Origin of the sequence: Streptomyces sp. NPDC006925, assembly GCF_042869575.1 — a bacterium.
In the GTDB taxonomy this organism is placed as follows: domain Bacteria; phylum Actinomycetota; class Actinomycetes; order Streptomycetales; family Streptomycetaceae; genus Streptomyces.
This window is the reverse complement of record NZ_JBIAGB010000048.1, coordinates 1-7008: the sequence shown is the minus strand read 5'-3', so window position 1 is coordinate 7008 and position 7008 is coordinate 1. Positions and strand designations below refer to the sequence as shown.

The 7008-nt window shown below is 72.2% G+C and carries 8 protein-coding genes; all 8 read right to left on the bottom strand.

Annotated features, from left to right (window positions below; translation table 11 throughout):
- Positions 1 to 148: 148 nt before the first annotated feature.
- Positions 149 to 301, bottom strand: a complete 153-nt coding sequence (locus tag ACFYNS_RS31765; protein ID WP_388606357.1) for a hypothetical protein — start codon at positions 299 to 301, stop codon at positions 149 to 151.
- A gap of 43 nt (positions 302 to 344) precedes the next feature.
- Positions 345 to 542: a hypothetical protein gene (locus tag ACFYNS_RS31760; protein ID WP_388606355.1), complete on the bottom strand. Its 198-nt coding sequence runs from the start codon at positions 540 to 542 to the stop codon at positions 345 to 347.
- A gap of 1271 nt (positions 543 to 1813) precedes the next feature.
- On the bottom strand, positions 1814 to 3262 hold the full coding sequence (locus tag ACFYNS_RS31755) for a protein rep (RefSeq protein ID WP_388606354.1): 1449 nt from the start codon (positions 3260 to 3262) through the stop codon (positions 1814 to 1816).
- A gap of 157 nt (positions 3263 to 3419) precedes the next feature.
- Positions 3420 to 3644 (bottom strand): pRL2-19, encoded by a 225-nt coding sequence (locus ACFYNS_RS31750; protein WP_388606352.1) that lies wholly within the window; start codon positions 3642 to 3644, stop codon positions 3420 to 3422.
- Positions 3641 to 4291 carry a hypothetical protein gene (locus ACFYNS_RS31745; RefSeq protein WP_388606350.1) on the bottom strand — a complete coding sequence of 217 codons (651 nt, stop codon included), beginning with the start codon at positions 4289 to 4291 and terminating at the stop codon, positions 3641 to 3643. The genes ACFYNS_RS31750 and ACFYNS_RS31745 overlap by 4 nt, the downstream gene beginning before the upstream one ends.
- Positions 4288 to 5028 carry a DUF2637 domain-containing protein gene (locus ACFYNS_RS31740; RefSeq protein ID WP_388606348.1) on the bottom strand — a complete coding sequence of 247 codons (741 nt, stop codon included), beginning with the start codon at positions 5026 to 5028 and terminating at the stop codon, positions 4288 to 4290. Before ACFYNS_RS31740 ends, ACFYNS_RS31745 begins: the two co-directional genes overlap by 4 nt.
- On the bottom strand, positions 5025 to 5222 hold the full coding sequence (locus tag ACFYNS_RS31735) for a hypothetical protein (protein WP_388606346.1): 198 nt from the start codon (positions 5220 to 5222) through the stop codon (positions 5025 to 5027). The genes ACFYNS_RS31740 and ACFYNS_RS31735 overlap by 4 nt, the downstream gene beginning before the upstream one ends.
- Positions 5219 to 6829, bottom strand: coding sequence for an FtsK/SpoIIIE domain-containing protein (locus ACFYNS_RS31730; RefSeq protein ID WP_388606344.1), 1611 nt, complete (start codon positions 6827 to 6829; stop codon positions 5219 to 5221). The genes ACFYNS_RS31735 and ACFYNS_RS31730 overlap by 4 nt, the downstream gene beginning before the upstream one ends.
- Between the last annotated feature and the right edge of the window lie 179 nt (positions 6830 to 7008).

Here is a 7008-nt window from a genome sequence, read left to right as displayed (position 1 = left end):
GGGGGCAATCCCGGATGCGGCCCGCTTTCGTTGTGATCTACGTACAGTCACCTTCCGATCGGAACTTCCGAAGCCCGGACTCCTCGCGCGCATAATGCGCGCGCACGCGAGGGACCGCCGGAAGTTCCGACCGGACCGTCACACGCGGTCAGTTCTTCGACTCGTCCGACATGTAGATCTTCTTCCCGGACGGGGTCTCGTCCAGGAGCGTCGGACTCGGGTCACCGACCCTGATCTCCCGACCGTCAGGGGTGACGTCCAGCAGGGTCGGGCGGTCGTCGGTGTCGTCATAGCGCGTCATGGTGTGCTCCCTCTTGTCCGTTGTGGTCGGTGTATCCGGTCTGTCAGTCCCGCTCCCAGAGCGAAATCGTGTTCTGCGACAGCCCAGTCATGTACGCGATCCGGCGAATCGGCACGCCAGCCTGCCGCGCCTGCTTCACGAACGGCTTCAACTCCGCGTCCGCGAGGCGCAGACGCTCCTTGGCCTCCACGCGCTTCCGGGCTGGAGACTCCAGCGCCCGCTCCGCTTCCTCCCGATTCACCGCAACTCCTCCTGTATCGGCCGGACATCCATCCGGCGCGGTCGCATCAGACTGAGGCATGTACGTTCCTGCGCGCAACCCCGCACGCCGAATCCACCCCGGATTCGCTGTGCGCCTGCCTGAGCGGTCCGGGGTCCGTCCCGCGCCTATCAGCCCGACCGTCCGTCAGTCGGGCGCGAGAGGCGCCGTGGTGGCCTCTCTCGGCGGTCAACTGCCGCCCGGCCGTAGGGCGGCATCGCCAGGATGCGTAAATGCGCCGTGCTCCGCCGAGTGCGGCTCTCGTGCGAACGCACCTCAACGAGGCGGGCTACGGGGGAGGGGTGGGGGGCGGACCGTCCGCGATGGCGCAGGTACTCCGCCGTGGCACTCGGCCGCCGTACTGCCTCCGTCACGGATGACGGGCGCGTGAGCAGACCGGAACGACCGGCCGTGGCTGAGGGGGCGCATCTGCTGCCGCGCAGTGGCTCAGCCCGTCGTGGTCGCTCCGCGTCGGTGCGGCACCGTCGCGGTGCGGGCCGTACCGCATACCGCCCACCCACCGCCGTGGCTGCCGTTTGGTCGCGCGGCTGCACACCGGATTCGCACCGGGCGCCGGCCGAACCGGCAGGCGCCCGGCGACGAGCACCAGGACGACGATCCCGGCCGCCATCCCGAGCACGTCACCGACACCCGCCGTACGTCTCCGAGATGACGTACGCCGACGAGCTGCAGCACGACGACGAGCACCAGGAGCACGCCGTCATCGAGCACACCCATGCATCACGACCCGCAGGAGCCAGCACACCTCTTGCACTCCGCGACCCGTCACCGACGCGTCCGCCACGCGGCACAGCACGTCAGGCACGCGGCAGGCACGCGTCACGACGCGGGACACGACGCGGCAGCACGTCACGGCGTGACGCGTCGCTGCCGCGTTGCGACCTGGGATGACGCGTCTGACGCGTGAATTTCGACCCCCCGGGGGTCCCGGCTCTCGCCGCGCGCACGGCCGTACCGGGCGGAGCAAGCTAGCCGATCAGGTGACCTGATCTCCCGCTCGCCTCCCGTCCGCCGCCCTCGGCGGTCGCTGCGCTGAGCTGGAGTGCGCACCACTGCGCACCCGACTGCGCACCGGATTTCCGGGCGGTGCCGGCCGATCCGGGAGGCACCGCTCGGACCTCCCCGCGGGGAAGTCCGGGGTGATCGTTCCGGGGGGATGGACAAAGGGGGTGCCCCTGCTGGGGCACCCCCTGAGCCTCCGGAGTCGGAGCAAGTTGGTACGTAACGTGCAGTTACGCGGTCTGGTCGTCGTCCGGGTCCGGCGCGGGGAGCACGTCACGGCCCCACACCAGCCCCCACTCGGCAACGAGGGCGCGGACCGCCGGGACGCCGCCGGATTCAGCCGCGCGGATCAGGTCGAGCGACCGGCCACGGTGGCGCACGACATGGCTGTGCCAGGTCTCGGCGGGGATGAGCGCGACGCCGTCGCCCCCGATCTCCTCGGCCGCGATCTCCTCATCCGTCCGGTCGTCCAGCTCCACCAGCTCGGCCAGCAGTGCCCGCAAACCGTTCGACCAGTACGCCGCCCGGATGCCGTGCGCGGCGTACTCGTACTCGTGCCACAGCGGCACGTCGTCAGCGAGCCCGGCCGCCGCACCTTCCGCCACCTCGAACGGCATGCGCGCGGCCCGGCGGCCGGTCTTCAGGTCCGCGCGGGCCAGCTCGGCACCGGGCGTCCACTTCTCGAACCGGGCCTTCCCGTCCTGGTTCTTGAACAGGTAGCGGCTGAACTGCTGGGCGTCTTCCGGCCGGGGCACGTCCACCTTCACTCCCCGGTCGTTCGGCCGGTAGCCGCCCGCCCGCTCCACCGAGCGGACCCAACGGGCGCGGGCCGCCGCCTCGAAGGCGTCGGCCCGGTCCCGGGTCCACGGGCGGGAGGTGAACAGCAGGACGTGAAAGTGCGGGTGCCATCCGTGGTCCGGGCCGACGGTGCACTCCCACACGCGGACGTAGCCGACGATCCCGTGTTCGGTCTGGAGCCGCTGCCACATCTTCCCGGCACGGGCGCCGAACGCGGTGATCCATGCGTCGTGCTGGACGCCGACCAGCCCGCCCCGCTCCCGCTTGCGGGTCGTGCCCAGCGGCATCCGGCGGTAGTGCCGCAGGGTGAGAGTCATCATCGCGAGCCCATGCCCGGCCGCCTGCCAGGCGCCGGTCACGGTGTCGATCTCCTCGGAGCGGGCCGCCCGGATCTTGGCCGAGCAGACCGGGCAGAGGTGGATCTTCCCGCAGGTGGCGACGCCGGACAGGTGGGCGGTCTGGCCGTTGAGGACGACGCCGACGCCGCCCGCGATGGCCGACCGGCCGCACCCCTTCAGGCCCTTGTCGGCCGTGACCCGCTGGAGCCCTTCCCGGAGGGTCCATCGACCGTCGCGGGACCGGGTTCCGGTCGTGTCCGCTTTTGCTTCCCCGGCCGCCGGTACAGGGCTCTGACCTGCGCGGGTTGTAGTTTCTCCGGTAGTACCAAGGCGCCTGTTCGCTTTTGCCTCAGCGGGTCGCGCCTCAGCGGTCGTGGTGGGCAGCGCAGCGCCCCGCGCGATGGCGCGCTTGGCAGCCATCCGGCAGCGGGGCGAGCAGTACACCTTGGGGCGCTTGCCCGGGGTGTGGGTGATCGTGGCGCCGCAGTGGCAGCGCGGGCCGCGCGCTGGTACCGCGTCGGCGGTGGTGGGTACGCTCGTCACGAGCAACGTTCTCCGTCTCGGTTTCGGCGAGATGCGGGAGCGGACGGCCCGGAGGTGCGAACTCTGGGCCGTTGCTCATTTCTGGGGGTGATCCTGTCACCCCGTGATCACAGGCCGCAGCAGCCCCGCCTCACTCGGCGGGGCTGCTGGCGTTTCGTCAGGGTTCGTGCGTGATGCCGCCGGTGTCTCCGTCCGGCCGGGGGCGGACTGCGATCCGTACCGTGCCGCCGTCCTGCGGCTCCAACGCGACCGCGTGGAAGGCGCCGTCACGGCCGCCGATGGCGTCCGGCTCGAACGCGGCGGCCGGGAGCTCCAGCGAGCCGCCGTGGTGCATGAGGATCGCGAGCAGCATCGCGTGCGACATGTCCTCGGGGGTGGTCACCGGTCGCCCCTCTCGCGATTCTCCTCGCGGCTCAGGGCCTCCGGCTGAGTACGCGGAGCGTGCTCGTACCAGGGGAACGGCCGGGTGCTGTCGGCCGCCGTGAAGACCTCGATGGCGGCGCCGTCCGGGGCGTCCGGCAGGGGGTAGACCCTGCCGCCGTCGAGGGACGCCAGGAGTCGGGCGCCGTGGTGGGCGCATCCGTCCGCCCCGGCGCCCTGGCGGTCGAGGACGGTCACGACGGGCGGTCCGTCGCAGGGGGTCGGGTCCTCGGTGTGGGCGGCGGGGCAGCGCTCCCGGCGGTGGGTGACCTCTCCGAACGTGTAGGTCGTGGCGCCGTCCGGCATCCCGTCGCGGAGGGCTTGCGCGGGGGTGGGGTCGGTGTCGGCCGACCAGATGCCCACGGTCATCGGCCCCCAGTAGTCGCGGGCCAGTCGCGTCTCCTGGGCGATCTCCTCTGCGATGGCCCGGGGGTCCGGGGCGGTGGGGGTGGTGCCGGAGCGGAGGCTCTGGCGGTCGGGGTCGGGGTCGTCGGTGCGGAGCACGAGGAAGGCACAGCGGTCGGTCATGGTCGTCTCCTGCGGTCGGCTGGTGATCGGGAGCCAGGGGGCGGGGGAGTCGGTGGTCGGTGCCGATGGTCGGTAGGTCACGCGGCGTCCCCCAGTGCGATCTCGGTCTGTCCCTCGATGGGGCGCGGTGCCTCGGTGTCGAGTCGTGCGTACACCCGCTGCACCTGGCTGGCTGCGCGGGTGGACACCCGGGCCGCCTCCCGGATGCTCAGGCCGTCCCGCCACGCTTGCTCGATGGCGGCGCGGGCCGCCTCGGTGCCGAGTCGGGGGCGCGGGGGGACAGTCGGGATTTGGAGGTGTCCCCCGCAGATGACCTGCGGTTCTACCGGCGCCGGCACCGCCGCCGGACGGGGGGTGGGGGACACCGGGGTGTCCACCTCGGCGGGGGCGGTGTCCCGCTCCGGCGCGGGGGTGTCCCCCTCGGCCGCGTCCGCCTCGGCCGTGATGGCTGCCGTCAGGTGCACGGCGAGCGCTGCGGCGAGCGGGGGGACAGCCGAGACGCCGATCACCAGCCACGGGCCGGGGGTCATGTACCGGGTCGCCACGAGGTGGCCGATCGCGTTCAGCAGCACGGAGACGGCGACGCTCACGAGGGTGAGCGTGCGCCCGAGCTGGCGGGCGCCCGGGGCGACTCCGGCCGCGAGCCAGGCGACTCCGGCGACGAGCGCCAGGACGTCGACGGCGACCGGCAGTGCCCAGCGCAGCCACCCCGCCCAGCCGACCGCGTGGCCCAGCTCGGCGAGCGTGGCGGCCGAGGCTGCCATGGCGACGGCCGCCACGATGCCCGCTCCTGCGATGAGTGCAGTCCGGAGGCTCACTTGCGGCCTCCCTTCCGGCGCAGGGCCACGGTGACGCCGATCCCGGCCGGTCCGGCCGCCGCCAGCGCGTGCGCGGTCTTGGCCGCCTGCTCCGCGAGGATCAGCAACATCCCGACCGTGGCCAGCAGGCCCATACTCGCGGCGAAGACGACCAGTCCGCCGATCGTCGCGCGCTCCCAGGTCTCGGGGCTCATGCCGACACCTCCCCGGCCTCCGTGTTGGCCAGCACGTAGCGGCCCTTGCCGACGCGCACCGCGTCTCCGTCGTCCTGGAGCTGCTGGAGCGCGGAGTAGACCTGGCTCTTGCCGCGACCGGTCGCGAGCTGGAGCTGCGCGGGCGTGGTCCCCGCGGTTCCCGCCTCGGCCAGCGCAGCGCGAACCGCGTCGGCCACCGGCACATCGGCCGGCACCGGCTCCGGCTCCGGCTCCTTGGTGAGCGAGAGCGGCGGCGCCAGCTCGAAATCCGCCTCGGCCTGCGCGGGGATGCGCGGTGGCGTACTCGGCATCGGGGGCACTGTCGGCACCGGCGGTGCCGCAGGCGCGGCCGGGGCAGGCGCGGCCGGGGCAGCGATCCGGCGGAACGCGGTCTCGTCCAGCCACACCGCGCGGGTCTCCTCCGGCTCGTCGTGGTCGTCGTCCAGCAGCAGCAGCCAGCCCTTGCCCGGCAGCCGGTGCGGCGTCCAGCCCTCCTTGGCCAAGTCCTCGAACACGACGCGCGACTCCGAGGCGCGGCGCATCTTGAGCGCGATCACGGCGCTCATCTGCGAGCGCAGCTCGGTCGGCAGGTTGGACGACTTGGGGAACTGCGTCGCCCACCACAGGTAGACGCCGAACGCTCGGGCCTGTTCCAGGAAGGTGAAGAACCGCGCCAGCTCGTCCTCGCTCAGCGCCCGGATGAGCGCGGCGCCCTCGTCCACCATCACGATCCGGTCGGGGTTCTCCGGCGACGTCGGCCACGTGCTCGTGCCCCGGCGGCGCATCACGTCCGCCCGGCGCGGCAGCTCGACATCCATCCACCAGTCGAGCCGCTGACGGGCTTCGTCCGCCGTGGTGATCCGCACGGCCGCCTTGCCCTCGTAGTGCTGGGACTCGGTGCCCTGCTTGAGGTCCCAGACCTCCAGCTCACCGTCCGCCGCCAGGACCACGGGGGCGGACAGCACCCGCTGCACGCTCGACTTGCCCGAGCCCGAGGCGCCCACGATGAGGATGCGCTGCTGGAGGTCGATCTCCGTCCACTCCCCGAAGGGGTTCATGGACAGCGACGCCGCGTCGGTCATGGACACCGGGCCGGTCGGCTCCGGCCACTTCACCGGCCGCGCCAGCGGGTTCCGCACCGTGATCCGCACGGTGGCCTTGTTCGCCTTGTCCGCGCCCTCGATGCGGATGGCACCCCGGCGCGTGCCCAGCCCGGTCTCCAGGTCCTTCACGCGGGCGTTGAGCGTCTCCAGCGTGAGCGACCCGCCGAGGGTGACCCGCACGTCCACGCCCATCGGCGTACGGCGAATGCGCCCCCGCTTGAGCCCGACGAGCTTCCGCGCCTCGGTCATCTCACGCCAGCGCTCCGGCTGGAGCCGGTAGGCCAGCCGCATCGGCAGCCGCATCCGGGCCGACCACAGCGTGATCCCCACGTAGCGGATCACCGTGCTTGTCATCGTCCGCACGGCCCGCGCAGCAGCCCGGTAGGCCGCCTTCCGGCCGTCCTTGCCGACCATCTTGAACAGCAGCAGCGACCCCAGCACGAGCAGCACCGCAGTGCCTTTCGGGCCAAGTTGCTCCAGCAGCCAGCCAACGGAATCGGACACATCCATCTGCCGGGTAGCGTCTCCGGCAGCGTTCTGAACGATCACTTCGTGTGCCTCTCGTTCGGAGCGTCAGGGCCGTGTCCGGGGGGCAATCCCGGATGCGGCCCGCTTTCGTTGTGATCTACGTACAGTCACCTTCCGATCGGAACTTCCGAAGCCCGGACTCCTCGCGCGCATAA